The sequence below is a fragment of the Janthinobacterium sp. BCJ23 genome, assembly GCF_059617945.1.
Window position 1 is genome coordinate 247,224 of sequence record NZ_JCAQAW010000004.1, and the last position, 24,049, is coordinate 271,272.

General features: G+C 64.2%; 21 protein-coding genes. 12 read left to right on the forward strand and 9 right to left on the reverse strand.

What is annotated here, in order from left to right:
• Nucleotides 1-48: 48 nt before the first annotated feature.
• A complete protein-coding gene (locus AC54AG_RS15325) occupies nt 49-390 on the forward strand; it encodes a zinc ribbon domain-containing protein YjdM (RefSeq protein ID WP_034756972.1) in 342 nt (113 codons plus the stop codon).
• Nucleotides 391-454: 64 nt separating this feature from the next.
• The gene (locus AC54AG_RS15330; RefSeq protein ID WP_496630831.1) at nt 455-1,489 is read left to right on the forward strand and encodes an RNA methyltransferase; all 1,035 of its coding nucleotides are present in this window, start codon (nt 455-457) and stop codon (nt 1,487-1,489) included.
• A 249-nt stretch (nt 1,490-1,738) separates the two neighbouring features.
• Here the strand turns inward: AC54AG_RS15330 and AC54AG_RS15335 are convergent, their stop codons facing one another.
• Nucleotides 1,739-2,143, reverse strand: coding sequence for a hypothetical protein (locus tag AC54AG_RS15335; protein ID WP_338681731.1), 405 nt, complete (start codon nt 2,141-2,143; stop codon nt 1,739-1,741).
• Nucleotides 2,144-2,364: 221 nt separating this feature from the next.
• On the opposite strand from AC54AG_RS15335, the gene AC54AG_RS15340 reads away from it, so the two are divergent.
• Nucleotides 2,365-3,042: a phosphoribosylanthranilate isomerase gene (locus tag AC54AG_RS15340; RefSeq protein ID WP_072454729.1), complete on the forward strand. Its 678-nt coding sequence runs from the start codon at nt 2,365-2,367 to the stop codon at nt 3,040-3,042.
• On the opposite strand, the gene AC54AG_RS15345 is transcribed toward AC54AG_RS15340, so the two are convergent.
• The 7 genes from AC54AG_RS15345 to AC54AG_RS15375 all read right to left on the reverse strand — a co-directional run bounded on the left by AC54AG_RS15345 (nt 3,039) and on the right by AC54AG_RS15375 (nt 12,052).
• Nucleotides 3,039-3,935: a LysR family transcriptional regulator gene (locus tag AC54AG_RS15345; RefSeq protein WP_496630834.1), complete on the reverse strand. Its 897-nt coding sequence runs from the start codon at nt 3,933-3,935 to the stop codon at nt 3,039-3,041. The two genes, AC54AG_RS15340 and AC54AG_RS15345, sit on opposite strands and share 4 nt — an antisense overlap.
• Before the next feature lie 198 nt (nt 3,936-4,133).
• On the reverse strand, nt 4,134-4,649 hold the full coding sequence (locus tag AC54AG_RS15350) for a 4'-phosphopantetheinyl transferase family protein (RefSeq protein WP_331777717.1): 516 nt from the start codon (nt 4,647-4,649) through the stop codon (nt 4,134-4,136).
• Nucleotides 4,650-4,664: 15 nt separating this feature from the next.
• Complete coding sequence (locus AC54AG_RS15355) at nt 4,665-8,726, reverse strand: Pls/PosA family non-ribosomal peptide synthetase (protein ID WP_496630836.1); 4,062 nt, start codon at nt 8,724-8,726, stop codon at nt 4,665-4,667.
• Nucleotides 8,727-8,874: 148 nt separating this feature from the next.
• Nucleotides 8,875-9,582, reverse strand: coding sequence for an anaerobic ribonucleoside-triphosphate reductase activating protein (locus tag AC54AG_RS15360; RefSeq protein ID WP_331777882.1), 708 nt, complete (start codon nt 9,580-9,582; stop codon nt 8,875-8,877).
• Complete coding sequence (gene nrdD, locus AC54AG_RS15365) at nt 9,572-9,772, reverse strand: anaerobic ribonucleoside-triphosphate reductase (protein ID WP_331777719.1); 201 nt, start codon at nt 9,770-9,772, stop codon at nt 9,572-9,574. The genes AC54AG_RS15360 and nrdD overlap by 11 nt, the downstream gene beginning before the upstream one ends.
• Nucleotides 9,769-11,517, reverse strand: coding sequence for a ribonucleoside triphosphate reductase (locus AC54AG_RS15370; RefSeq protein ID WP_496630837.1), 1,749 nt, complete (start codon nt 11,515-11,517; stop codon nt 9,769-9,771). The genes nrdD and AC54AG_RS15370 overlap by 4 nt, the downstream gene beginning before the upstream one ends.
• Before the next feature lie 118 nt (nt 11,518-11,635).
• Complete coding sequence (locus AC54AG_RS15375) at nt 11,636-12,052, reverse strand: hypothetical protein (protein ID WP_338681740.1); 417 nt, start codon at nt 12,050-12,052, stop codon at nt 11,636-11,638.
• 162 nt (nt 12,053-12,214) lie between these two features.
• Here AC54AG_RS15375 and ubiU point away from each other — a divergent pair, with 162 nt between their 5' ends.
• Genes ubiU through ubiT form a run of 3 tightly spaced genes read left to right on the forward strand, consistent with a single transcriptional unit; the run spans nt 12,215 to nt 14,712 of the window.
• The gene (gene ubiU, locus AC54AG_RS15380) at nt 12,215-13,252 is read left to right on the forward strand and encodes a ubiquinone anaerobic biosynthesis protein UbiU (protein ID WP_413774577.1); all 1,038 of its coding nucleotides are present in this window, start codon (nt 12,215-12,217) and stop codon (nt 13,250-13,252) included.
• 9 nt (nt 13,253-13,261) lie between these two features.
• A complete protein-coding gene (ubiV, locus tag AC54AG_RS15385; RefSeq protein ID WP_496630839.1) occupies nt 13,262-14,164 on the forward strand; it encodes a ubiquinone anaerobic biosynthesis protein UbiV in 903 nt (300 codons plus the stop codon).
• 20 nt (nt 14,165-14,184) lie between these two features.
• Complete coding sequence (ubiT, locus tag AC54AG_RS15390) at nt 14,185-14,712, forward strand: ubiquinone anaerobic biosynthesis accessory factor UbiT (RefSeq protein WP_080698764.1); 528 nt, start codon at nt 14,185-14,187, stop codon at nt 14,710-14,712.
• A 31-nt stretch (nt 14,713-14,743) separates the two neighbouring features.
• Here the strand turns inward: ubiT and AC54AG_RS15395 are convergent, their stop codons facing one another.
• Nucleotides 14,744-15,007 (reverse strand): heavy-metal-associated domain-containing protein, encoded by a 264-nt coding sequence (locus AC54AG_RS15395; protein ID WP_070304264.1) that lies wholly within the window; start codon nt 15,005-15,007, stop codon nt 14,744-14,746.
• A 249-nt stretch (nt 15,008-15,256) separates the two neighbouring features.
• Here AC54AG_RS15395 and AC54AG_RS15400 point away from each other — a divergent pair, with 249 nt between their 5' ends.
• From AC54AG_RS15400 to AC54AG_RS15425, 6 genes are all read left to right on the forward strand, one after another.
• Nucleotides 15,257-16,126 (forward strand): substrate-binding periplasmic protein, encoded by an 870-nt coding sequence (locus AC54AG_RS15400; protein WP_319992672.1) that lies wholly within the window; start codon nt 15,257-15,259, stop codon nt 16,124-16,126.
• A 273-nt stretch (nt 16,127-16,399) separates the two neighbouring features.
• Nucleotides 16,400-18,082: an aspartate-alanine antiporter gene (gene aspT / locus AC54AG_RS15405; protein ID WP_496630840.1), complete on the forward strand. Its 1,683-nt coding sequence runs from the start codon at nt 16,400-16,402 to the stop codon at nt 18,080-18,082.
• Between the two features lie 56 nt (nt 18,083-18,138).
• Entirely contained in the window at nt 18,139-19,827 is a 1,689-nt protein-coding gene (gene aspT / locus AC54AG_RS15410) for an aspartate-alanine antiporter (RefSeq protein WP_034757016.1), read from the forward strand.
• Between the two features lie 46 nt (nt 19,828-19,873).
• Nucleotides 19,874-21,484 (forward strand): bifunctional aspartate transaminase/aspartate 4-decarboxylase, encoded by a 1,611-nt coding sequence (locus AC54AG_RS15415; protein WP_034757019.1) that lies wholly within the window; start codon nt 19,874-19,876, stop codon nt 21,482-21,484.
• A 177-nt stretch (nt 21,485-21,661) separates the two neighbouring features.
• Nucleotides 21,662-23,071: a TolC family protein gene (locus tag AC54AG_RS15420; RefSeq protein ID WP_496630842.1), complete on the forward strand. Its 1,410-nt coding sequence runs from the start codon at nt 21,662-21,664 to the stop codon at nt 23,069-23,071.
• A 2-nt stretch (nt 23,072-23,073) separates the two neighbouring features.
• Nucleotides 23,074-24,048, forward strand: coding sequence for an HlyD family secretion protein (locus tag AC54AG_RS15425; RefSeq protein WP_496630843.1), 975 nt, complete (start codon nt 23,074-23,076; stop codon nt 24,046-24,048).
• The last annotated feature ends 1 nt before the right edge of the window (nt 24,049 follow it).

Here is a 24,049-nt window from a genome sequence, read left to right on the forward strand (position 1 = left end):
ATAATGTCGGCTTTTACAGCACACGCTGTTCACCAGACAGAGAAGAAAATGAGCACATTACCACCATGCCCGCAATGCAAGTCCGAATTCACGTACGAAGACGGCAGCCAGTTGATCTGCCCTGAATGCGCGCATGAATGGTCGGCCACGGCCGGCGAAGCGGTGGAAGAGGGCGCCAAGGTGTACCGCGATTCGGCCGGCAATATCCTGCAGGACGGTGACACCGTCAGTGTCATCAAGGACTTGAAATTGAAGGGTGGCGGCGGTGTCGTCAAGATGGGTACCAAGGTCAAGAACATCCGCCTGGTCGACAGCGACCACGATATCGACTGCAAGATCGACGGTTTCGGTTCCATGAGCCTGAAGACGGAATTCGTCAAGAAGGTCTAAAGCTTTTACCCGTAACACGGCGCGCCGGTTTCATTCCTGCGCGCCGTTTTTTTATTCAGACGCCATGCAAATCGATACCATCCGCCAGCGCCTGCGCGCCTTGGGCGCCAAGCCCCTGCACGAACAGCGCGTGCTGCGCGACTGGATACAGGGGCAGCCGCACGACCAAGGCCGGCGCCGCGCCGAGGATTTTTTGCCGCTGCCCGTGCGCGAGGCCTTGCCCGCGCTCGACCTGGAATTGCAGGGCGTGCTGAAACTGCTCAGCACCCATCCGGGCGCCGACGGTTCCGCGCGCCTGCTGGTGGGACTGCACGACGGCCAGACGGTGGAAAGCGTGCTGCTGCCGCGCGACGGCTTGTGCGTCTCGAGCCAGGTCGGCTGCGCCGTCGGATGCCAGTTCTGCATGACGGGTCGCGACGGCTTGATCCGCCAGGTGACCAGCGGAGAAATTGTCGCCCAGGTGGTACTGGCGCGCACCATGCGGCCCGTAAAAAAAGTCGTCTTCATGGGCATGGGCGAGCCGGCGCATAACCTGAACAATGTGATGGAAGCGATCGAGCTGCTGGGCACCGAAGGCAATATCGGCCACAAGAACCTCGTGTTTTCCACGGTGGGCGACCCGCGCGCCTTCGAGCGCCTGCCGCGAGGTCGTGTCAAGCCGGCGCTGGCCCTCTCCTTGCACACGACCAAGCCGGAACTGCGCGAACAGCTGCTGCCGCGCGCGCCCAGGCTCACTCCGCGCGAACTGGTGGACTTTGGCGAGTCGTATGCGCGCCTGACCGGCTACCCGGTGCAGTACCAGTGGACCCTGATGGAAGGCATCAACGATGGCGAGGACGAGATGGACGGCATCGTGGAACTCCTGCAGGGAAAATATGCGGTGCTCAACATGATCCCGTATAACACGATAGCCGACTTGCCGTTCAAGCGCCCCAGCTGGGAAAAGGCGCGCGCCATTGCCGCCGCCCTGCACGCGCGCGGTGTGCTGACCAAATTGCGCGATTCGGCCGGGCAGGACGTGGAAGGCGGCTGCGGGCAGTTGCGGGCGCGCGAAGCGAAGGGCAAGGTTATTCCCATCCGCGCCAGCGTGGCGGCGTAGGTCGGATTAGCGGAGCGTAATCCGACATTCGAGCATACGCTAACAATGGTGTCGGATTACGCGGTGCCCGCTAATCCGACCTACGTGACTGAGCAAATTGCGCGATTCGGCCGTGGAAGGTGGCTGCGGGCAGTTGCGGGCGCGCGAAGCGAAGGGCAAGGTCATTCCCATCCGCGCCAGCGTGACGGCGTAGGTCGGATTAGCGGAGCGTAATCCGACATTCGAGCATACGCCAACAATGGTGTCGGCTCACACCCCGCCCAGCAAATCGTTTTCATTCAATATCGCAAACGCGATCTCGGGATGCGCTGCCAAGCAGCGGCGCACGGCGGCGGGAATGGCGGCGCGCGTCTTGCGGCACAGGCCGGGCCGCTCCAGCAGGCGGATCTGGAAGCCGCGCACGGTGCGCACTTCGCCGCTGCCCGGTGCAATCTGCAATTCCACGCCCAGGTTTTTCTGCAACAGCAGTTGCAGTTTCCGCAGCTGCGAATGGGTGGCGATGCCCTCGATGTGCGCGAGCAGGCGCTTTTCTTCCGTCAGGTTCAGGCGCAGGATGGACAGGTCCGCCTGGGCATCGCCGAGCAGGCGCTCGCGCCCGCAGTCGCATAACTGCGGCGGGCACTCCTTGCGGACTTCAAAGTCGACGATACGCATGTACGGCTTCCAATAGCAACCCCGGATGTCAAGTATCGTCCGCCACCTGGCGCGTGTCAATCAGCGCGGCTGACGATCAGGCGGCATGAATGGCCTTCCGTCTGGACGAAGTGGGCGCTCCCTATTCTGGTACACAATCGTGCGCGGCCTTGACCGCGTGTCTTGGTGCGCGCGCCGCCCTGTGTTGTAATGTTGATCATCCGGACTGAACACGCAAGGCCATGAGAACCCGCATCAAGATCTGCTGTATCGCTTCCATCGACGAAGCGCAACTTGCCATTGCCGCCGGCGCCGACGCGCTGGGCCTGGTAGCGGCCATGCCGTCCGGCCCCGGCCCGATTCCCGACGCGCGCATCGCACAGATCGCCGCCTGGACGCCGCCCCCGGTAGCCACCTTCCTGCTGACGTCCGAGACGACGGCGCAAGCCATCGCCGAACACGTGCGCGCCACGCAGCCATCGACCGTGCAGATCGTCGGCCATATCGACCCGGGTGAGGTCGAGAAACTGGCGCGTTTGCTGCCGCACGTGCGGCGCGTGCAGGTGATCCACGTGGAGGGGCCGGAGGCGCTGGACCTGATTCCCGCCTACGCGCCCCACGTCCATGCTTTTTTGCTCGACTCGGGGCGCCCCGGCGCGGCGGTGCCGGAACTGGGCGGCACGGGCCGCACGCACGACTGGTCCGTCAGCGCGCGTTTCGTGCGCGCCAGCCCCCGTCCCGTTTTCCTGGCCGGTGGACTGGACGACACCAATGTGATGGAAGCGCTGCGTCAGGTTCGCCCCTACGGCATCGACCTGTGCTCGCGCGTGCGCACGGACGGCCAGCTCGATGTCATGAAGCTGGCCTTGCTGATGGCGGCCGTGCGCGACGTCGATGCGGCGCTGTATGCGGAAGGCTAGAGTGTATTCATCTCGCGCACGAACGCTTCCGTAAATGCGGCCACCATGCCGCTGGCCGCGCGCGGCGAGATCAGGCCGACGACGGAGTGCGATTCCTCGTCCGGCAGGGCGATGAAACGCACGCCCGGCGGCGCCACCAGGCGCATGCTGTCGGGGACGATGGCGATGCCCATGTTGGCCTCGATCAGGTTCAGCTGCGACGTCTTGCGCGACAGGGCGCGCGCCGCCTTCGGAAAGAAACCCTGCGCCAGGCACAGGCCCGCCACCAGGTAGCTGAGGCCTCCGCGGTCCTTGTGCGGGATCGAGACGAACGCCTCGTCGCGCAGGGCGGCTATCGTCGTGCGTTCCAGCGCGGCCAGCGGCGACGCCGCCGACACGGCCACCACCAGCTTTTCCGCAAACAGTTCGCGCACGATGATGTTGGCATGCTTGCGCAAGGTGGGCAGGCGCACGAGGCCCAGGTCGGCGCGGCCTTCTTCGATGTCGGCAGCCTGGTTTTCCGACGATCCCTTCGACACATCGAGCGAAACGCCGGGGAACTGCGCCAGCAGGCGGTTCAGCACGGCGCCGATGGCGGGCGTGAGGGTGACGGAGCTTGAATGCAGCAGGCGGATGATGCCTTGCGCGCCTTGCCCCACGTGGCGCGTCTGGCGCACGGTTTCCTCGATGTCGTCGAGGATGCGCTTGGCCCGTTCATAGAACACCTGGCCCGCGGGCGTGAGTTCGATATGGCGCGCGTCGCGCGTGAGCAGCAGCGCCTGCACCTCGCCCTCGAGCTCCTTGATCTGCCGGCTCAGGGCCGACTGCGCGATGTACAGCTTTTCCGCCGCGCGCGAGTAGCTGCCCGCATCGACGACTTCGACAAAGTAGCGGAACTGTCTGATGGAAATCAATCGTATGCCTTTTCGAGATCGGAGACTGCCTGATTTGATATTGGCCCGGCCCCGCCGTTCGCGCTACAGTGGCCTGGTCTGCTGTCACTGCAAAGGAAAGGCCATGCTGGAATTGATCGGGGTGCTGGGACTGCTCGTCAGTATTATCGTAAAACTGATTTTCGTCCAGATCGGAGGCGCTGGAAAAGGAAAGGAAGACTAAGAGGCGAGGGTCGCGACGTAAGGCGCAGGCAGGGATAGGGGCTGTAAATGGCAGTCTATGGGCCGTGCATCCCACTCCGCCAACTGCCTGCCCATGCACTTGAGCGCCGCCTCGCGCGCCGTCCACGCCTGCGCCAGCGCCAATGGGCGCTGCGCATCGGTGCAGGCGCTCAGTGCTTCGGCCACCTGCGGCCCCAGGTAATCGCGCGCCAGAGTGAACCAGTCGGCAATGTCCTGCACGCGCATCGCGTCGATGCCAACGGCGCCTTGCAGGTTGATGGCGCCCAGCGACAGTCCCTCGTCATGGCTGAACGACAGGCTGGCCGCGCGGCCGGCCAGCAGCAAGCGGGGAGGGGCGCCCGGCGTCGACTCCACCGAGATCGCCTCGATGTCCAGCTTCAGCCAGTGCGCCACCGCCTCGCGCACGGCGGCGCGGATGCGCAACCGGGCCTCCAAGCGCGGCAGCACGGCGGCGATGCCGATCACCAGTACGCCATCCCCTGACCAGAGCACCGTAAAAGCCATCAGCTACGATCCGTTGCGTAAAGGCGCGGCCGGGCAGCCCGCCCAGTTGCTGCCGGCGGGGATGTGCTCGCCCTTCATCACCAGGGTCAACGGTCCCAGGCGCGCGTTGTCGCCCACCTTGGCGCTGTACAGCACGGAGCTGCGCGGGCCCATGTAAACGCGCTGGCCGATCTCCACGTGGTCGATCTTCATCACGCGGTCTTCGAACAGATGCGTCTGTGGGCAGGTCAGCGCATTCAATTCGCTGTAGTCGCCGATGTGCACGCAGTCGAATTCCGTGATGTCCGTCGTGTCCATGTAGACGCCGCGGCCGATCTTGCAGCCGAACAGGCGGAAGGCCAGCGGCAGCCACGGCGTGCCGCGCAGGTAGCGCATGAAGTTGGGCACGGCGATGCCTTCATACAGATTGGTCACGCCTTCGGAAATCCACACGAATGGCGTCCACATGGGCGCCGCGTGCTTGCGGTAGCGTCCCAGCAGCAGCCACTTGAACAGCACGACGACCAGGAAATTGCCGATGCCGTAGGCTAGGCCGGCAATGGCCAGGTCGCTCACCACTTCACCCCAGCGCCCGGCACCCGCGATTGGCATCACGTCCAGCACGAGGGTATAGCCGACGGCGATCACCACGGCGTGCGGCGCGACGATGCGGAACGCTTCGATCAGGCTGCGGCCCAGGCGGCGCAACAGCGATGGCTTGAACGTCAGGTGCTCGGCAAAGCCGCTGACCTGTTCGCGCGCGGGCAAATGTATGGGCGGGGAGCCGAGCCACGTATCGCCGCTGTGCATCTGCTCATTGCGCGGCGCATGCGTGTGCACGCCGATCAGCACGTGCTCGGGCAGCACCGTGCCATCCGGGATGTAGCTGCCGTTGCCGACGAAGCTGCGGTGCGAGATGACAGTGGGGCGCATGGTCATCCAGCCGCCGTCGATCTGCTCGTCGCCCAGCATGACGGCGTCGGCGATGAAGGTGTCGTCGCCCAGGGTCAGCATGTCGGGCACGACGCCCAGGGCCGTGGAAATCTCGGCACCCTTGCCCACCTTGGCGCCCAGCAGGCGGTACCAGTACGGCGCGTACACGGTGGCGTAGATGCCGTGCAGGACGTTCAGGCTCGATTCCTGGATATGGCTGACCAGCCACTTGGCGCAATAGATATTGCTGTGCACGGGGGAGCTGCCCGGCTTCAAGCGGGGCAGCGCACCCCAGCGGATGGCGGCCGACAGCAGGGCGGTGAGCACGATCAGCACGGCGCTGGCGGGGAAGGCCAGCAGGAAGTAGCGGGCCAGCTGGGTCGTCACGTCGCGGCCCTGCAGCCACGGCATCATTTCGCGCTCGTCGAACCAGTCGATCAGCACGAAGCTGGGGAAGACGGGCATGAAGAACAGCACGGCGATGAGGACCATGCCGAAGCAGAAGAACACGGTTTCTCCCGTCAGGCGCAGGCGCGAGACGGCGGGGCGCGGTGGGTGGCTGGCAGGGTCGAACGCGCCAATGTCGCGCGCGGGCGACCCCGTGTACACGCGTCCGGCCGGTACCGCGGCGCCATCGGCCAGCGCGGACTGGCCTTCCAGGTGGCCAAACGCGCCCACCGTGGTATTGCCTTCCAAAATCGCGTAAGAGCTGATGCAGGCATCGTCGCCGATGTCGATCTGGCCCAGCAGCAAACGGCCCCGTTCGACCCGGGCGTTTTCAAAGTTGACGGCATTGCCCACGCTGACGTTGTCGCCGATGGACAGCAGGTCGGGCGCGCGCAGGGTCATCGAGCCGATGACGACTTCCTTGCCCACTTTCGCGCCGAGAGCGCGCAGCCACCAGCTGTTCAGGGACGAGCCGCTGAGCAGGTAGGCGGGCGCCGATTCGACCAGGCGGTCGGCCAGCCACCAGCGGTAGTAGGTAACGCCCCACAGCGGATAGCTGCCCGGCTTCAAGCGTCCGGCGATCAGCCACTTGCCGGCAATCGCAATGGCAAATTCGGCCAGGGTCGCCAGCAGGAACACGCCGATCGAGGCGGCGATGGCGCGCGACACGGTGTCGCCCGTGTCGCCCGTGAAAAAGTGATAGGTGAAGAACGGCGCCATCCACTGCGCCATGCGCAGGGTGACGAGGCCCGGCACGGCCGCCGCCTGCGCCGCGCCGCAGGTCCAGCGCTTCCACGTCGATGGCGGCGTCCACTCCGCTTCCGGCGTGGCCAGCGCCGGCGCTTCATTGAGCACGGCGGCGATCTTGCCGATCTGCCGGTTCTGGTAAATATCGCGCACCGTCATGTGGGCGTAGGCCGGATCGGCGCGCAGGGCGGATGCCAGGCGGGCGGCCAGGAAGGAGTGGCCACCGAGGTCGCTGAAGAAGTCCAGCTGGCGCAAGATCGCCTGGCCCGGGAACAGCTTGGCCAGCGCCGCGAACAGGGCCGCTTCGGCCGGCGTTTCCGGCATGTCCGATACACCTGCTTCGCCAGGCGGCGGTGCCGACAGTGGCATGGCTTTCAATGCTTTTCTGTCGATCTTGCCCGAGGTCAGGCGCGGCATCAGCGGCAGCAATTCAAAACGGCCCGGCACCATGTAGGGCGGCAGGTGCAGGTTCAGGGCCGCGCGCAGGGTTTTCACGGCCAAGGCGTCGGCCGGCGCCTCGTCGCTGCCGACGATGTAGGCCACCAGCTGGTCGATGCCGTCATCCTTGCGCAGCAGGACGGCCACCGTGCCCACGCCCGGTTGCTGCGCCAGCACGGCTTCGATCTCGCCCAGTTCCACGCGGAAGCCGCGAATCTTCACCTGGTCGTCGGCGCGGCCCAGGCACAGCACCTGGCCGTCCGCATCGATGCGCGCCAGGTCGCCCGTGCGGTACAGGCGCGCATCGTCGGGGCCCGTGCTCCAGGGATTGGGCAGGAATTTTTCCACCGTCAGGTCGGGCCGGCCCAGGTAGCCCTCGGCCAGGCCGGGGCCGATGATGCACAGCTCACCCGTCTCGCCGCGCGCCAGCAAAGTCAATGGACGGTTTTCTCCCGGCTCGGCCACCTGCAGCACCAGCAAGCCGTAGTTGGGCAGCGGCGTACCGATGGTCACAGGCTCGCCGGGGCGCAGGCGCGCCAGGCTGCACGAGACGGTCGCTTCCGTGGGACCATAGGTGTTGAACATGGCGCGGCCCGGACGCGACCAGCGCTCGACGAGCGATTCCGGGCACATCTCGCCGCCCAGGTTGATCAGGCGCAGGCTCGGTACTTCCTCGGCGAACAGGGCCAGCAAGGTTGGTACGGCGTGCAGCACCGTCACGTGGTTGTCGGCCAGTGCGCGCGGCAGCGCTTCCGGGTCGCCCGACATCTCCTTGGGGCCCAGCCACAGGGTGGCGCCCACCAGGTAGGCGATCCAGATTTCCTCGAACGACATGTCGAAGGCGACGGAAAAGCCCTGGTAGACGGTGTCGGCTTGCGTCACTTCCAGCACGGCGTTTTCGCTGCGCAGGAAGTGGCAGATGCTGCGCTGATTGATCAATATGCCCTTGGGCTTGCCCGTGGAGCCGGACGTGTAGATCACATAGGCCGGGTGCTCGGGCAGCACGGTTGCGCGCGCGGGCAGCAGTTCGCCTGGCGCGGCGGGGGCCAGCAGGCTTTCCGCCGTCCATACGGGGCGGCCGATGCCTGCCTCGGCCAGGCGCGGCGCGAATTGGGCGCAGCTGACGACACCAAAGCCGTTTGCGTCATCGAGGCACACCTGCAGGCGCTCGACGGGCGTGTCTTCATCGACGGGCAGCCAGGCGGCGCCCGACTTGGCGATGGCCGCCTGCATCAGCAGCAGAGGGGCACCGCGCGGCAGCCACAGGCCCACGATGTCGCCGGGCTTGACGCCGGCCGCCACCAGGCGCATTGCGGCCAAGCTGGCTTGCGCATCGAGCTGCGCATACGTGATGCGGCGTTCGCCATCGATCAGGGCGATTTGCTCGGGGCAGCGGCGGGCCGTCGCTTCCAGCAGGTCGGCCAGTACTTCCTCGCGCAGCAGATCCGGTCGCGTCGGGCCGTACAGGATGTCGGCGTGGGTGGAAGGGATGCCTGGACTGACTGCGGTGAAATCGTTCATGGATGACGCTTATCTGTAATGCGGAGTGAGGAATCTGATGGGCTGCGCATGGCGCGCGGCACAGTTGATACATTACAGTACGCAAGACATTTCAGCGTTGCAGATCGGGGAATTTTGTGACGCTTTCAGTAATTTTTGTGCCGCAGGATCAACTGCCATGATTACGGAATGTAAATCGCGGAAACATGGCGCCGATTTGCGCCAAAGTCGTCGCCGCCGGATAGCCGTGCAGGGGGCGGCCAGCCAGCGCCGCGTCCGCGCAGCCTTCGGCGCGGAACTGCTGCAGCACGTAGTTGTCGACACCTTTCGCGGCCAGGGTGGCGGCCAGGGCCAGCAATTGTTCGTCCGGCAGCAGGTCCGGGTGGGTGGTGGTGCGGCATTCGTAGGCCACGCCGCTGGCGAGGATGGCATCGAGGCAGGCGCGCGCCGGGTCGCCGCTGCCGGCCACGCGGGTCACATGACGATAGTCGGCAAACGGCGCCTTGATATCGAAGCCGACCCAGTCGACCAGGGGCAGCACTTCCTGCAGGCGTTGCGGATAGATGCAGGCCGTGTGCAGGCCGATGCCGAATCCCAGTGCCCTGGCGTCCTGCATGGCGCGCGCCAGCGCCGGGTCCATGCACGCTTCGCCGCCGCTGAAGACGACGGCATCGACCAGGCCCACGCGGCGGCGCAGCCAGGTCAGGACGTCCTGCCAGGGCATGGCGCCTTCCGGCGTGCGCGCCTGCAAGTGCGGATTGTGGCAATAGCCGCAGCGCCAGGGGCAGCCCTGCACGAACACCACGGCCGCCAGCTTGCCCGGGTAGTCGGTGGCGGAAAAGGGCGTCAGGCCGCCCACTTTCAGCTCAAACGCCATGGCAGGCGGGCTGGCCAAGCCGGGCGCTCGCTTCCGTAAAATACTGGCGCTCGTGGAATTCGCCCTGTTTGCCGATGTTGAACGAGGCGACGGGGCGGTGGTAGCCCATCACGCGCGTCCAGATTTCGCAGCGCTGGCGTTCCGTATCGAGCAGGGTGATGGCGGGAGTGAAGTCGGGACGTACGTTCATGGCGTTTCCTTGAGTGGGTGAGCGAGATCGGACTGCTTGCGGGCGATCAGTTCCGCGTCGCAGGTGGGGCAGAATTCATGTTTTCCGGCCAGGTAGCCGTGGCGCGGGCAGATGGAAAACGTGGGCGTGACGGTGATGTAGGGCAGCGAGAAGCGGCTCAGCGCGCGTTTCACCAGTTCGCGGCAGGCGTTGGCATCCGACAGCGCTTCCGTCATGTACAGGTGCAGCACCGTGCCGCCCGTGTACTTGCGCTGCAGCGCGTCCTGCAATTCCAGCGCTTCGAACGGGTCGTCCGTATGGCCGACGGGCAGTTGCGACGAATTCGTGTAGTACGGATTGTCGACCGTGCCCGCCTGCAGGATGGCCGGATAGCGCTTGCGGTCTTCGCGCGCGAAGCGGTAGGTCGTGCCTTCGGCCGGCGTCGCCTCCAGGTTGTACATATGGCCCGTCTCTTCCTGGAATTGCACCATGCGGGCGCGCACGTGGTCGAGCAGGCGCACGGCCAGCGCATGGCCTTCCGGCACCGTGATGTCGTAAGCGTCGCCGCTGAAATTGCGGATCATCTCGTTGATGCCGTTCACGCCCAGGGTGGAAAAGTGATTGCGCAAGGTGCCCAGGTAGCGTTTCGTGTACGGGAACAGGCCTTGCTGCATCAGTTCCTCGATGGTGCGGCGCTTGATTTCCAGGCTGGTCTTGCCCAGTTCCAGCAGGCGGTCCAGGTCCGCCATCAGCGCTGGCTCGTCGCCGCGCCACAAGTGGCCCAGGCGCGCGCAGTTGATGGTGACCACGCCCAGGGAACCCGTCTGCTCGGCGGAACCAAACAGGCCATTGCCCCGTTTGAGCAGTTCGCGCAAGTCCAGCTGCAAGCGGCAGCACATGGAACGTATCATGTTCGGCTTGAGTTCCGAATTGATGAAATTCTGGAAGTAGGGCAGGCCATAGCGGGCCGTCATCTCGAACAGGCGCTCCGCGTTGTTGCTATGCCAGTCGAAATCCTCGGTGATGTTGTAGGTGGGGATGGGGAAGGTGAAGACCCGGCCCTTGGCGTCGCCCGCCATCATGATTTCGATATAGGCGCGGTTGATCATGTCCATTTCCGTCTGCAGCTCGCCATAGCTGAAGTCCATTTCCTGGCCGGCGATGACGGGAATCTGCTCGCGCAAATCGTCCGGGCAGACCCAGTCGAAGGTGAGGTTGGTGAACGGCGTCTGCGTGCCCCAGCGCGATGGCACGTTGAGGTTGAAGATCAGTTCCTGCATGTACTGGCGCACGTCTTCGTAGCACAGGCTGTCCTTGCGGATGTAGGGCGCCATGTAGGTGTCGAAGGAGCTGAACGCCTGCGCGCCGGCCCACTCGTTTTGCAGGGTGCCGAGGAAGTTGACGATCTGGCCAATGGCGCTCGACATGTGTTTCGGCGGGCCCGATTCGATCTTGCCCGGCACGCCATTCAAGCCTTCGTGCAGCAGGGTGCGCAGCGACCAGCCGGCGCAATAGCCGGCCAGCATGTCGAGGTCGTGGATGTGCAGCGCCGCTTCGCGGTGCGCCGCGCCCACTTCCGGCGGATACACCTGGTCGAGCCAGTAGTTGGCGATGACCTTGCCCGACACGTTGAGTATCAGGCCGCCCAGCGAGTAGCCCTGGTTGGCGTTGGCGTTGACACGCCAGTCGCGCCGGTCCAGGTATTCATTGATGGACGCGGCGACGTCGACCTGGCCGCGTGTGGGGGAAACTGCATTTGTCGTCATGAAACCTCCAATAAACACAACATGCGGTGTTTTTATGGAGATTAATCACTAAATATAGTGGCGTCAAAGGGCGCGTGCAGTTGCGTGACGAATCCTTGATGCAGGTGAAGAAAGCGCGTCAGCGGCTTTTTTTTGCGCGGCCCAGGCGCGGGATGAAGCAGCTCAGGCCAAAGTACATGGCGCCGCAGACGGCGATGCTGGCGACGGAGGCGGGCAGCACGTGCGCCCAGATTTCCCGTGCCGAGAAGGTGCTCCAGCTGGCCACGCGCGCGTCGAACGTGACGTAGTTCGCCAGCAGCCAGTAGACGGCCAGCAGGCCCGTGCAGATGCCGGCCTGGCGCAGCACGGGCATGGCGCGGCGGGCGAAGACGGCTTGCAGGAACAGCAGCAGCACGCCGGCCCAGACGCCCAGCGCCTCGGGCGAGAGCACGGAGAGCGTTTCTTCGACATAGCCGTCGGCGGGCGAAGCCCACTGTATTTGCAGCACGGTGAGGAATAGGGTGAGCAGGAATAGCAGCAGCGGTTTGTGGGGCATGGCGGGGAATCGGTGAGGGAGAAAAGTGGGGCATTTTACAGCCAGGTCAAGCAAGTTGAACGCGCGCCAGCCATGCATGCATTCCTTCACCTGCGTCAAGGACTGGGCGGTATGGGCGGGGCTATAGTCTGCACCCTGAGCCGATACAGGACTGTGAACACCATGATGCTTGAATCAACCACCGCCACCCGCGTGGCCGGACCGCTGGAACTGGTCTGCCCCGCCGGCAGCCTGCCTGCCTTGAAAGCGGCCATCGACAATGGCGCCGATACCGTCTACCTGGGTTTTCGCGACGCCACCAATGCGCGCAATTTCGCCGGCCTCAATTTCGACGAGAAGGCCATCGCCGAGGGCGTGCGCTACGCCCACCAATATGGACGCAAGGTGCTGCTGGCGCTGAACACCTATCCGCAGCCGCACAACTGGGCCGTCTGGCGCAGCGCCATCGACCGCGCCGCGCAGGCCGGTATCGACGCCATGATCGTGGCCGATCCGGGCCTGATGGCGTATGCAAGCGAGCACCACCCGCAGCTGCGTTTGCACCTGTCCGTGCAAGGTTCGGCCACCAACTACGAAGCGATCAATTTTTACCATGAGCACTTCGGCATCGCCCGCGCCGTGCTGCCGCGCGTGCTGTCGATGGCGCAGGTCGAGCAACTGATCGCCAAGACGGAAGTCGAGATCGAGGTCTTCGGCTTCGGCAGCCTGTGCGTGATGGTCGAAGGGCGCTGCGCGCTGTCGTCGTATGCGACGGGCGAGGCGCCGAACACCCACGGCGTGTGCTCGCCGGCGAAATCCGTGCGCTGGCTGGAAACACCGAACGGCCTCGAATCGCGCCTGAACGGCGTGCTGATCGACCGCTATGCCCCAGGCGAAAACGCCAGCTATCCGACCCTGTGCAAGGGACGTTTCGAAGTCAACGACGAAGAGTATTACGCGATCGAGGAGCCGGCCAGCCTGAACACGCTGGCGCTGCTGCCGCAGCTGATCGCCATGGGCGTGCGCGCCGTGAAGATCGAAGGACGCCAGCGCAGCCCCGCCTACGTGGCGCAGGTGACGCGCGTGTGGCGCGAAGCGATCGACGCCTGCCGCGAAGGCAATGCGCGCTACGCCGTCAAGCCGGCCTGGATGGCGTCCATGGACAAGCTGGCCGAGGGCCAGCAGCACACCTTGGGTGCCTACCATAGATCTTGGAAATAAAGGATGAACATGCTGAAGCTTTCTTTGGGCCCTTTGCTCTACTACTGGCCGCGCGCCACCGTTTTCGAGTTTTACCAGCAGATCGCCACCACGGCCGCCGATATCGTGTACCTGGGCGAAACCGTCTGCTCGCGCCGGCACGAGGTGCGCCTGGCCGACTGGCTCGATATCGCCGACATGCTGGCCGCCGCCGGCAAGGAAGTGGTGTTGTCGACGCAGGCGCTGATCGAGGCGGGTGCTGAACTGGCGACCCTGCGCCGCATCACGGGCAATGGCCGCTACGGCGTCGAGGCCAACGACATGGGCGCCGTGCACTGCATGGAAAAGGGCACGCCCTTCGTCGCCGGTCCCCATCTGAACCTGTTCAATGGCCCCAGCCTGCAATTGCTGGCGCGCCTCGGGGCGCGGCGCTGGGTGATGCCGCTGGAAATGGGACAGACGGCGCTGGCCGAGATGCAGCGCCAGAAACCGGAAGGGCTGGAGACGGAGGTATTCGCCTACGGCCGCATGCCGCTGGCGTTTTCCGCGCGCTGCTTCACGGCGCGCAACCGCAACCTGCCGAAGGACGATTGCGGCTACAGCTGCCTGGAAGAGCCGGACGGCCTGCTGCTGCGCACGCGCGACGAAGTGCCGTTCCTCGTGTTGAATGGCACGCAGACGCAGTCGGCGCTCGTCTACAACCTGGTGCGCGAACTCGACGCCATGCGCGACATGGGCGTGTCCGTGGCGCGCATCAGCCCGCAAGCCATGCATACGGAACAAGTCATCGCCATCTTCGACCGCGCCCGCCGCGGCCAGGTCAGCGGCATCGGCGCCCAGGCCCAGCTGGCGGCTTGCCAGCCGGCCGGCGCCTGCGACGGCTACTGGCACGGCCAGCCTGGCATGGAACAGCACCAGCACGCCGCCCATTGAACGCATCGAAAGGAAGCACCATGCAAGATCAACTGGAAAGATTGCCCGTCCCGGCCAAGCCTCCCATGAGCAAGCCCGCCGCGTCATACCGGCTGCCCGAACCGCTGGCCGAATTGCTGTCCAAGCTGCCGCCGTATCCCGCCTCGTGGCTGTTCGTGCAAGGCTTGAACCGCCTGCTGGCGCCGCAATTGCCCGACGACGTGCGAAGCAGCCTGGAAGGGCGCAGCCTGCGCTTGCGGCTGCTGGACGCGGGCATCGCCTTCGATTTCGAGTGGCAGGGAACGGTGTTTGTGGCCGAGCGCTATGTGGACGTGCCGGACCTGTGCATCGCCGCCAGCGTGCATGACTTGATGCTGCTGGCGCGGCGCCAGGAAGATCCGGACACGCTGTTCTTCAGCCGCCGTTTGAGCCTGGAAGGTGATACGGAGCTGGGCTTGCTGTTCAAGAATACGCTCGATGCCATCGAGTTGCCGCCGTTCGACCTGCAGGCGCTGGGACCGCGCCGGGTGCTGGCGCATCTGCGCGACCGGGGCGCGCGGGGAGGGTAGGCGGAGAGCTGGCGGTGCGCAGTGGCGGCACTCAATGGCGGCAGTGGCCGCAGGCGCCGCTGCACGAGGCCAGCTGTACTTCATCCGTTGCTTCGCCCATGAAGCCGGCGTCGTTGACGGCGGCCAGCAGGCGTTCCTGCGTGGCCAGGCGTTCGTCGAATTGCACCGTGGCGCCGTGGCGCGCCAGCGAGACGCAGACGGTGGCCACGCCCGTGACGGCTTCGAGCGCGCCCGTCAGCCTGTCGGCGCAGCCTTCATGATCCATTCCAATAATATTCAAGCGCGCTGTCTGCATGGGTTCCTCTTGTTTTTCAGATAAAAAAACAGCGTAGGCGAGGGGCAAGCATGCCGTCCAGAGCCGCACGCAAGATTTATTTTCTATTTGCGGTTTTATTGATCTGGATTAATTCCAACCGCTGCTGGCCAGCCTGAAAGTGCTGTTGTTTTATACACGGTCGCCGTATTCCAGTCGACAAGCGTGCTCTGCTGCGTGATACTGTCATTCTGATAAGTACGCTGATGAAAGCGCTGGAAAGGAGGGCCCATGCAGCGCCGCCCCCTGCTCAAGCTTGCCGCCCTGTGGCCGTTGGGCGCTGCCGCCGCCGGCAAGTCGTCGCCGCTGCCGCTCGTGTATCCGCGCCACCAGGCGATCGATGATCCGCAGCAAGGCTATGTGACGGCCTTGCTGCAACAGGCGCTGGCCCGCTCGGGCCAGGCCTATGTCTTGCGCCGCTCCGAACTGCGCATGGTGCAGACGCGCGCCATGCAGGAAATCGCCACGGCGTCGGGCAGCGTCGACGTCGTCTGGACGATGACGAGCCGCGCGCGCGAGACGCAATTGCTGCCGGTGCGCATCCCCATCGACCGCGGCCTGATCGGCTGGCGAGTGGCCCTGATCCACGCGCGCCAGCCGCAGTTGCTGCGCGATGTGCGCAGCATCGCCGCGCTGGCGCGGCTGTCAGCCGGCCAGATGCGCGACTGGCCCGACTCCGTCATCCTGCAGGCAAATGGCTTGCGCCTCGATACCTCGAGCACCTATGAAGGCCTGTTCCAGCAACTGGCGGCGGGGCGCATCGACTACTTTCCCCGTTCCGTGATCGAGGCGCAAAGCGAGCTGGCCAGCCATGCGCGATTGCCGCTGGCGCTCGATACTCACCTGGTCATTCGCTACCCGGCCGCGCTGTACTTTTTTGTCGGCAAGCACCGGCCGGAACTGGCGCGCCATATTGAAATCGGGCTGGAGAAAATGTTGGCCGATGGCAGTTTCGCGCAGTTGTTCCAGCGCCATTTCGGCCGCTTCGCCGATGGTTTGAAATTGTCCCGGCGCCACGTGCTGGAGCTGGCCAATCCCGACCTGCCCGAAGAGACGCCGCTGGCGCGCAAGGCACTTTGGTATCGTCCAAAAAATTACTAATAGTTTTATTGATCAGTGTCAAACATGCGCTTCAATCGTGCGCATGATGTTTGATGAAACGCAAAGCGAGTTCAACAGAACACCTGTTGACACTTATAAAATTTTCGCCGAACATAATTCCACGTTGCAACACTTTTGCAAACCTTTCCCAGCACAAGCGGTGATACGCAGGTGTCGTGCGGGACCCGTGCGCCCGTTCAACAGCCAGCTGCCGCCAGCCGCCGAACGCTCTGTTCCCTTGTAACCATCCGTTATCTTTTCGAAGGTTTGCCCATGCTCGAGTCGATCACGTCGGTATTGCACCAGGTGCCGGAACTGGCCCTGTTCCTGGCGCTGGCGCTCGGTTACGGGGTAGGGCAGATACGCTTCGGTCCCATCCAGCTGGGCGGCGTGTGCGGCACCCTGATCGCCGCGCTGCTGATCGGCCAGCTGGGCATCACGCTGGACGCCAGCGTCAAGAACGTCTTCTTCATGCTGTTCATCTTTGCCCTCGGCTATGCGGGCGGTCCCCAGTTCTTTGCCAACCTCAATGCCAAGGGTTTGCGCCTGGGCTTGTTGTGCCTGATCGAAGTGGTGGTGGTGCTGGCGCTGGTGCTGCTGGCCACGCGTTTCCTGGGCCTGGACCAGGGAACGGCGGCCGGCATGATGGCGGGCGCGGCGACGGAATCGGCCGTCGTCGGCACGGCCACGGACGCCATCTCGAAACTGGCGCTGCCGGCCGCCCGCATCGCCGAGCTGCAGGCCAACGTGGTTACCGCGTATTCCATCACGTATATCTTCGGCCTGATCGCCATCGTCATCGTCACCAGCCAGATTTTTCCGCTGCTGCTGCGCGTCAATCTGCGCGAGGAAGCCGATAAATTGTGGGAAAAGATGGGCGGCGCGCAGACCGATGGCGACGGCGTGCAGGCGACGCCGGAAATGGTGGGCCGCGCCTACCGCATCAGCCGCGGCGCGGGCCGCCGTCTCGACGCCTTGCAGCATATTTTCGCGGGCCGCGCCAGCATCGCGCGCGTGCGCCGGCATGGCAAGGTATTGCCCTTGGAACCCGCGCTGCGCCTGCGCAATAACGACGAAGTGCTGGTGATCGGCCACCGTCCCGCGCTGGTGGCGGCCGAAGCCATCCTGGGCGAGGAATTTGCCGACACGACGGGCTTGAACATGGCGGTTTCCGCCGTCGAAGTGGTGCTGCAGCAAGCCGCGCTCGTCGGCCAGCCCTTGCGCCAGCTGGCCTTGCCTTCGGGCGTGCACGTGGCGGCCGTCGTCCGTGGCGAGCACAGCATGCCGCCGCTGCCCGACCTGGCATTGCAGCGCGACGACGTGCTGCGCCTGTACGGCACGACGGAAGGGCGCGAACTGAACACGGCGCTGGCCGCCATCGGCAAGCGCGTGCCGACGGGCGACCGCAGCAATATCGTCTATGCCAGCATCGGCATCGTCCTGGGCGTGTATATCGGCGGCTTCAGTGCCAAGCTGGGCGGCATTCCGTTTTCGCTGGGCACGGGCGGCGGCGCCTTGCTCACAGGCCTCGTGTTCGGCTGGTACCAGGCGCGCAAACCGGGCATGCCGGGCATCCACCCGAGCGCGCTCGACATGATGAAGGATATCGGCCTGGCCACCTTCATCGCCTGCGTGGGCCTGGCGTCGGGTCCGCAGGCGATCGACCTGATCCGCCAGTACGGCCTGTCGCTGCCGCTGATGGGCGTGCTGATCGCCGTCATCCCCGCTTCGCTGTCGCTGCTGGTCGGTCACTTTTTCCTCAAGCTGGAAGCACCCGTGCTGCTGGGCGCCATCGCCGGCCAGCAGTGCAGCACGCCGGCCCTGTCCGCCGTGCAGAACGCGGCCGGCAATTCCACGCCCTTGCTGGGCTACACGATTACCTATGCGATTTCGAACGTGGTGCTGCCCCTGTTGGGGCCGCTGATCGTGGCCCTGGCCGGGTCGGTGCACGCATGAACAGCTTGCAAGAGCATAAGCAGTAAAGAATTCCTTCAACATGAAAGGCGGTCCGCATGGAATGGTTGCATGAGTTATTCAAGAAGTCGCCTGAAATTGCCTTGTTTCTCTCCCTGGCAGTGGGTTACTACATCGGCAAGATCAAGTTCGGCTCGTTCCAGCTGGGCGGGGTGGCCGGTTCATTGCTGGTGGCGGTACTCGTCAGCCAGGTAGGCGTCGCCATCGATCCTGGCGTCAAGTCGGTGCTGTTCGCGCTGTTCATTTACGCGGTCGGCTATGAAAGCGGCCCGCAGTTCTTCAATTCCCTGGGGCGCCAGTCCGTGCGCGAAATCATCCTGGCCGTCGTGCTGGCCGTGACGGCGCTGCTGACGGTGGTCATCCTGGCCAAGATGTTCGACCTGGACAAGGGCCTGGCGGCCGGCGTGGCCGCGGGCGGCTTGACGCAGTCGGCCATCATCGGCACGGCAGGCGACGCGATCACCAAGCTGGGCCTGGCGGCCGACGAGGTGGCGCGCTTGCAGGGCAATGTGGCCGTCGGCTATGCCGTCACCTATGTGTTCGGTTCGTTTGGCGCCATCATCGTTTGCGTCAACATCTTGCCAAAGCTCATGGGCCGTACCATCCGCGAAGATGCGATCAAGGCGGAAACGGCGCTGCAGGCGGGCGTGCAAGTGCTGGGGCCGGGCCAGACGCCGGCCGCGCCCGACCTAATCGGCCGCATCTACGACGTGGGCCCCGGTGCCGGGCGCTCCGTGGAGGAGATCGAAAGCGCCCATCCGAACACGGCGATTACCATTGAGCGCGTGAAACGCAATGGCCAGATCATCGATGTCAGCCCGGACCTGGTGCTGGCGGCCGACGATATCGTGCTGCTGGTGGGTCGGCGCGAAGCCATGCTCAGCGTGTCTTCCCAGCTGGGCAAGGAATTGCTTGCCGTCGAAGGCATGGAACTGGTGATGCAGCGCCGCGACATGGTGCTGACCAACAAGGCTTACCACAACAAGACGGTGGGCGAAATCCGCAGCGCGACGGCGCCGGGTGTGCGTCACGGCATCTTTGTCGTGCAGCTGAGCCGCATGGGCAAGATCTTGCCGATGCAGGCGGAAACCGTCGTGCAGACGGGCGATGTGGTGACCATCTATGGCGCCGAGCAGGACGTCAAGCGCGTGGCGGCCGAAGTGGGCTATATGATCGTGCCGAGCGCCAAGACGGACTTCGTCTACATGGGCGCCGGCCTCGTCGTCGGCCTGCTCGTGGGCTTGCTGGTGGCGCGCATCGGCTCGATTCCGCTGACCCTGGGCAGCGGCGGCGGAGTTCTGCTGTCGGGCCTGGTGTTCGGCTGGTTCCGCGCCAAGCGCCAGACGTTCGGCTACATGCCCAGCGGCGCCGTGCAAATCTTGAAAGACTTGGGCCTGGCCGGCTTCGTTGCCGTCGTCGGCCTCACGTCCGGCCTGCAAGCCGTGCAAACCGTGCGCGAACACGGCCTGACACTATTCGGCGTCGGCGTGGTGGTGACCATCCTGCCGATGATCTTGACCATGCTGATCGGCCGCTACATCTTGCGCTATGACAACGTGGCCGTGTTTGCGGGCGCCTTGTCCGGCTCGCGCAGCGCCAATCCCGCGTTCGGCGAAGTGCTGAACGCGGCGCAAAACTCGATTCCCACCGTACCGTTTGCCATCACGTATGCCTTGGCCAACGTTTTCCTGACTTTGCTGGGGCCGCTCATCGTGGCCTTCGTCTGAGTCTGCAAGAACCCTGCACATTGTCTGTCAATAAGGAGTAGCACACATGGATTTCAGTAACCCAAGCAAACTCGCCCTGTTGAGCCCATTCGAATTGAAGGATGCGCTGATCCAGACGGCCAAGCAAAGCAACCGTTTGATGCTCAATGCGGGCCGCGGCAACCCGAATTTCCTGGCCACCACGCCACGCCACGGTTTCTTCCAGTTCGGCCAGTTCGCCATGACGGAAGCGGAACGTTCCTATGTGTACATGGACGACGTGGGCGGTTTCCCCACGCGCGACGGCATCGAGGCGCGCTTTGAAATCTTCGTGCGCAAGCATGAAGGCAACCCGGGCGTGCATTTCATCGAAGCGGCCGTGTCGTACGTGCGCGACCAGCTGGGCTTGAGCGCGGGCGACTTCCTCTACGAGATGTGCGAAGCCATCCTCGGCTGCAACTATCCCGTGCCGGACCGCATGCTGCGCCTGTCCGAGAAAATCGTCGGCCAGTATATCCACCGCGAAATGGTGGGCGACCATCCTTTCGTCGGCAACTTCGACATGTACGCCGTCGAAGGCGGCACGGCCGCCATGACGTATCTGTTTGCCAGCCTGAAATCGAACCACATCATCCAGGAAGGCGACACGATCGCCCTGGGCATGCCGATCTTTACGCCGTACATCGAAATTCCCCAGCTGAACGATTACAAGCTGAACACCGTGCACATCGATGCGCCGCAATCGAACAACTGGCAATTCACGAAGAAGGAACTGGACAAGCTGCTGGACCCGAAAGTCAAGGCTTTCTTCCTCGTCAACCCCAGCAATCCGCCATCCGTCAAGATCGATGACGACACCCTGGAATACATCGCCAAGATCATCAAGAAGCGCCCGGACCTGATCATTTTGACCGATGACGTGTATGGCACTTTTGCCGACAATTTCGTGTCGCTGTTCGCCATTTGCCCGTTCAACACCATCCTCGTGTACTCGTTCTCGAAATACTTCGGCGCGACGGGCTGGCGCATGGGCGTAGTGGCCACGCATGAAGACAATGTGCTCGACGCCAAGATTGCCAAGTTGCCGGAAACCATCAAGAAGCAGCTCGATGCGCGCTACCACTCGATCACGACGGAGCCGCGCGCGCTGAAATTCATCGACCGCCTGGTGGCCGACAGCCGCACGGTGGCGCTGAACCACACGGCCGGCCTGTCCACGCCCGTGCAGGCGCAGATGACCTTGTTCTCCCTGTTCTCGCTGATGGATGAAGAGCAAAAGTACAAGCAGTCGATGAAGCGCATCGTGTTGCGCCGCAAGGAAGCGCTGTACCGCGAGCTGGGCTTGCCGATGGTGCACGACGCCAATTCCGTGCGCTATTACCACTTGCTGGACATGGAATCGCTGGCCGCGCAAATGCATGGCGTGGAGTTTTCGCAGTGGCTGCTGAAAAAACTCAAACCGAATGAAGCGCTGTTCCGCCTGGCCGAGGAAACGGGCGTCATCCTGCTGCCGGGCCGCGGCTTCGGCACCACGCACCCGTCCGGCCGCGTATCGCTGGCCAACCTGAACGAATACGACTACGCCAACATCGGCCGCGCCATCCGCAACATGGCGTCCGAGTTCTTTGCCGTGTTTGAAAAGGAAAAAGAAAAGGGTAGCAAGAAGGCGAAGAAATAATTAGTTTGGTAAAGGCTTGACCGCAACGGGCGCCCCGCAAGAGGCGCCCGTTTTCATGTGCCAGTCCCGGTAACCAATAGTGCAGGCTGGAATGGACATCCGTAGATATAATTGCTATTGTGAAAGTATAAACATGGCAACCCCGTGCTTTCCCCTCATTCATTGACTGGACGCTACATGGGCAGATTGCAAGGACACTTATCATTATTGCTGGCCGGCGCGCTGGGCGCGGCCATGCCCGCCCAGGCGGAACCGCTGACCTTTAACGAAGCGCTGCAGCAAGCGGCCAAGGCTTCGGGCGCCGTGCAGGGCGCCGCGCTCGACGTGCGCGCAAAAACACTCAAAGCCGAGGCGCTATCGAATATCGATGGTCCATCCGTGGACTTGACGGCGTTTCGCGGCCGTTTGTCGACGGACTTGAATATCGATACGAGCGGCCTGGCCGGCGTGGTGGGCGGCATCGAATCCGTGCTGCCGCCGATTCCCGGCTTGCCCAGGCCGCACATTCCCAATTCCCTGAACCGCGAAGTGGTGACGGATTTGACGTCGTTCGGCTTGCTGGGCATGTGGCCCATCTACACGGGCGGGCGCCTGGACGCCGTCAAGGGCCTCGCATCGAGCCTGACCCTGGCCGCGCAGGCCGAGCGCACGGAAGCGGAAGAGCAGCTGGCCACCCTGGTGGCGCAGCGCTATTTCCAGTTGCTGCTGGCCAAAAGAGTGGTGGCCGTGCGGGCCGAAGTGACGGCCGGCGTGACGCAGCACCAGCGCGACGCGGCGAAGCTGGAAAAGGGCGGCCTGATTTCGCGCGCGGAACGCCTGCGCGCCGACGTGGCCCTGGACAGTGCCCGCAGCGACGAGGCACAGGCACGCAGCGACGAGGAAATCGCCCAGGTGGCGCTCGACCGCTTGCTTGCCGTCAATACACAAGTGCTTCCCAGCACGCCGCTGTTCGTCAACAGCTTGCCGGTCGGCACCTTGCAATCGTTCATCAGCACGGGCATGCGGGAAAACGCGAACTGGAAAAAGATCGACAGCAAGCGCGTGCAGGCCGAGCAAGCGTTGAAGCTGCATGGCAAGGAATACGCGCCCACCGTGTTTGCCATCGGTAACTACAATCTCAATCGCGGTAACGAAAAGCTCGTGCGCTCGAACTGGGCCATCGGCCTCGTCGTGTCCGTGCCGCTCGTGCACCGCATCAATACGGGCAAGATGATCGCCGCCGCCAAGCTCGACCAGGAGCGGGTGGAAGTGGTGGCGCGCCAGGCCGAGCGCGACATTCCCACCCTGATCGAGAAGAACTGGCGCGCGCTGGAAAACGCCCGCATCCAGTATTTGTCAACGGCCTCGTCGGTGGAGCTGGCGCGCGAAAATATCCGCTTGCAAACGGTGGCTTTCCAGCAAGGGCAAGTGACGTCGCTGGAAGTGGTCGACGCGCGCCTGAACCTGGCCAAGGTCGAGACTCAGCGTGCGCAGACTGCCTATAACTATGTGATGGGCCTGGCGCAATTGCTGGAAGCGACGGGCGAGACGCAGCGCCTGGGCAGCCTGGCCGCCGCGGCCGATATCCAATTACCTGTGGACAAATAATAATGAGTACTTCCAAAAAACCCTTGGCCATCGGCGCCGCCGTCATCGTGCTGGCCTTCGTCGGCTGGGGCTTGTACCAGGCATTCCAGCCGCAGCGCCTGCCTTTGCAGGGACAGATGGATGCGCAGGAAGTCAATGTCTCGTCGAAAGTGCCGGGCCGGGTGGGCGAGCTGTACGTCAAACTGGGCCAGACGGTGCCGAAAGGTGAGCTGCTGTTCCAGCTGACGAGCCCGGAAGTGGATGCGAAGATTGCGCAGGCCACGGCCGCGAGCCAGGCGGCCGAGGCCGTGGCGCAAAAGGCGCAAGCCGGTGCGCGTCCGGAAGAAGTCGCGGCCGCGAAAGCCAACTGGGAGCGGGCGCAGACGGGGGCGACCATCGCCAAAACGACGTACACCCGCGTCAACAATATGTACGAACAAGGCGTGATCGCCCAGCAGAAACGCGACGAGGCGCAAGCCCAATGGCGCGCCGCCGACCAGCTGGCGCAGGCTGCCCGCGCGCAATATGACATGGCGCAAAAGGGCGCCCGTCCGGAAGACAAGACGGCCGCCGCCGCCCAGGCGCGCCAGGTGGGCGCCGTGTTGACGGAAGCGCAGGTCGCCCTGGCCGAAACGAAGATCGCCGCGCCGGTCGCCGGGCAGGTGAGCAAGATCCAGATACAGCCAGGCGAGCTGGCGCCGCAAGGTTTCCCCGTGATTACCCTGGTGAACCTCGACGACGCCTGGGCCGTGCTGCAAGTGCGTGAAGATGAAATGGCCGCGTTTGCCATGGGCAGCACGCATACGGCGAATGTGCCGGCGCTGAAACAGCAACTGAGTTTCAAGGTCAGCTCCGTGGCCGTGCTGCCGGACTTCGCCACGTGGCGCGCGGCCCGTCCGGGCGGCACGGATTTGCGCACGTTTGAAATCCGGCTGCGTCCCGCCATCAAGGTCGAGGGCTTGCGCCCGGGCATGTCGGTCGTGTTTCCACCGCTCTGAT

What these genes read in the sequence shown, in the direction of transcription:
- AC54AG_RS15370 (WP_496630837.1), bottom strand. Translation starts at nt 11,517, where the DNA reads ATGACGACAAATGCAGTTTCCCCCACACGCGGCCAGGTCGACGTCGCC.
- AC54AG_RS15420 (WP_496630842.1), top strand. Translation starts at nt 21,662, where the DNA reads ATGGGCAGATTGCAAGGACACTTATCATTATTGCTGGCCGGCGCGCTG.
- AC54AG_RS15335 (WP_338681731.1), bottom strand. Translation starts at nt 2,143, where the DNA reads ATGCGTATCGTCGACTTTGAAGTCCGCAAGGAGTGCCCGCCGCAGTTA.
- aspT (WP_034757016.1), top strand. Translation starts at nt 18,139, where the DNA reads ATGGAATGGTTGCATGAGTTATTCAAGAAGTCGCCTGAAATTGCCTTG.
- AC54AG_RS15340 (WP_072454729.1), top strand. Translation starts at nt 2,365, where the DNA reads ATGAGAACCCGCATCAAGATCTGCTGTATCGCTTCCATCGACGAAGCG.
- ubiT (WP_080698764.1), top strand. Translation starts at nt 14,185, where the DNA reads ATGCAAGATCAACTGGAAAGATTGCCCGTCCCGGCCAAGCCTCCCATG.
- AC54AG_RS15375 (WP_338681740.1), bottom strand. Translation starts at nt 12,052, where the DNA reads ATGCCCCACAAACCGCTGCTGCTATTCCTGCTCACCCTATTCCTCACC.
- AC54AG_RS15400 (WP_319992672.1), top strand. Translation starts at nt 15,257, where the DNA reads ATGCAGCGCCGCCCCCTGCTCAAGCTTGCCGCCCTGTGGCCGTTGGGC.
- AC54AG_RS15395 (WP_070304264.1), bottom strand. Translation starts at nt 15,007, where the DNA reads ATGCAGACAGCGCGCTTGAATATTATTGGAATGGATCATGAAGGCTGC.
- nrdD (WP_331777719.1), bottom strand. Translation starts at nt 9,772, where the DNA reads ATGAACGTACGTCCCGACTTCACTCCCGCCATCACCCTGCTCGATACG.
- AC54AG_RS15355 (WP_496630836.1), bottom strand. Translation starts at nt 8,726, where the DNA reads ATGAACGATTTCACCGCAGTCAGTCCAGGCATCCCTTCCACCCACGCC.
- aspT (WP_496630840.1), top strand. Translation starts at nt 16,400, where the DNA reads ATGCTCGAGTCGATCACGTCGGTATTGCACCAGGTGCCGGAACTGGCC.
- ubiV (WP_496630839.1), top strand. Translation starts at nt 13,262, where the DNA reads ATGCTGAAGCTTTCTTTGGGCCCTTTGCTCTACTACTGGCCGCGCGCC.
- AC54AG_RS15415 (WP_034757019.1), top strand. Translation starts at nt 19,874, where the DNA reads ATGGATTTCAGTAACCCAAGCAAACTCGCCCTGTTGAGCCCATTCGAA.
- ubiU (WP_413774577.1), top strand. Translation starts at nt 12,215, where the DNA reads ATGATGCTTGAATCAACCACCGCCACCCGCGTGGCCGGACCGCTGGAA.
- AC54AG_RS15360 (WP_331777882.1), bottom strand. Translation starts at nt 9,582, where the DNA reads ATGGCGTTTGAGCTGAAAGTGGGCGGCCTGACGCCCTTTTCCGCCACC.
- AC54AG_RS15330 (WP_496630831.1), top strand. Translation starts at nt 455, where the DNA reads ATGCAAATCGATACCATCCGCCAGCGCCTGCGCGCCTTGGGCGCCAAG.
- AC54AG_RS15325 (WP_034756972.1), top strand. Translation starts at nt 49, where the DNA reads ATGAGCACATTACCACCATGCCCGCAATGCAAGTCCGAATTCACGTAC.
- AC54AG_RS15425 (WP_496630843.1), top strand. Translation starts at nt 23,074, where the DNA reads ATGAGTACTTCCAAAAAACCCTTGGCCATCGGCGCCGCCGTCATCGTG.